This is a genomic window from Phenylobacterium sp. P4_E10 (assembly GCF_056401675.1).
Map to the genome: position 1 here is coordinate 1 of NZ_JBFUIW010000033.1, position 1528 is coordinate 1528.

Consider the following 1528-nt stretch of genomic DNA (forward strand, 5'->3'; position numbering starts at 1 on the left):
CCTACAGCGGGATATTGTCGTGCTTCTTCCAAGGGTTGGCGAGTTGCTTTCCCTGGAGGTTCTTGAGCGCCCGGGCGATGCGCCGGCGGGTGGAGTGGGGCATGATGACGTCGTCGATGTAGCCGCGGGAAGCGGCGACGAACGGGTTGGCGAAGCGGGCCTTGTACTCGGCCTCTCGGGCCGCGATCGCCTCGGGGTCGCCAGCCTCGGCCCGGAAGATGATCTCCACTGCGCCCTTGGCGCCCATCACCGCGATCTCGGCCGAGGGCCAGGCGTAGTTGACGTCGCCGCGGATGTGCTTGGAGCTCATCACGTCATAGGCCCCGCCATAGGCCTTGCGGGTGATCAAGGTCACCTTCGGCACCGTCGCCTCGGCGTAGGCGAACAACAGCTTGGCCCCGTGGCGGATCAGCCCGCCCTGCTCCTGGCGGGTGCCCGGCATGAAGCCCGGCACGTCGACCAGGGTGACCAGCGGGATGCCGAAGGCGTCGCAGAACCGCACGAAGCGGGCGGCCTTGCGCGAGGAGTCGATGTCCAGCACCCCGGCCAGCACCTGCGGCTGGTTGGCGACGACGCCGACGCTGGCGCCTTCGATGCGGCCAAAGCCGCAGATGATGTTCTTGGCGAAGTCCGGGCTGATCTCGAAGAAGTCGGCCTCGTCGACGACCTTCAGGATCAGCTCCTTCATGTCGTAGGGCTTGTTGGGGTTGGCCGGCACCAGACTGTCGAGCGAGGGCTCCTGGCGGTCCGGCGCATCGAAGCTCTCGCGCACCGGCGGTTTCTCGCGGTTGGAGAGCGGCAGGAAGTCGACCAGCCGCCGCACCTGGGTCAGCGCCTCCAGGTCGTTCTCGAACGCGCCGTCGGCCACCCCCGACTTGAGGGCGTGCACCCGGTAGCCGCCGAGTTCCTCGTGGGTGACCTCCTCGTGGGTGACGGTCTTCACCACGTCCGGACCGGTCACGTACATGTACGAGGTGTCCTTCACCATGAAGATGAAGTCGGTGATCGCCGGCGAATAGACGTCGCCGCCGGCGCAGGGGCCCATAATCACGCTGATCTGCGGGATCACCCCCGAGGCCAGGGTGTTCTGCAGGAAGATGTCGGCATAGCCGGCCAGCCCGTCGACGCCTTCCTGGATCCGCGCCCCGCCGGCGTCGAACAGCCCGATGATCGGCGCCCCGACCTTCAGCGCCTGCTCCTGCACCTTGACGATCTTCTGGGCGTGGGCGTTCGACAGCGAGCCGCCGAACACCGTGAAGTCCTTGGAGAACACGAACACCAGCCGGCCGTTGATCCGGCCCCAGCCGGTCACCACCCCGTCGCCCGGCACCCGGTTGTCGGCCATCCCGAAGTCCACCGCCCGGTGCTCGACGAACATGTCGAACTCCTCGAACGAGCCCTCGTCCAGCAGCAGGTCCAGCCGCTCGCGCGCCGTCAGCTTGCCCTTGGCGTGCTGGCTCGCAATCCGCCGCTCGCCGCCCCCAAGCCGAGCCTCCCCACGACGCTTCTCTAGCTCTTCCAGGATGTG

1 protein-coding gene is annotated in these 1528 nt (G+C 67.5%); it reads right to left on the bottom strand.

Annotation, left to right across the window (positions count from 1 at the left end; all coding sequences use genetic code 11):
* Window position 1: 1 nt before the first annotated feature.
* A partial coding sequence (locus AC1DQJ_RS20775) for an acyl-CoA carboxylase subunit beta (protein WP_477606853.1) occupies window positions 2–1528 on the bottom strand: 1527 nt, incomplete at its 5' end.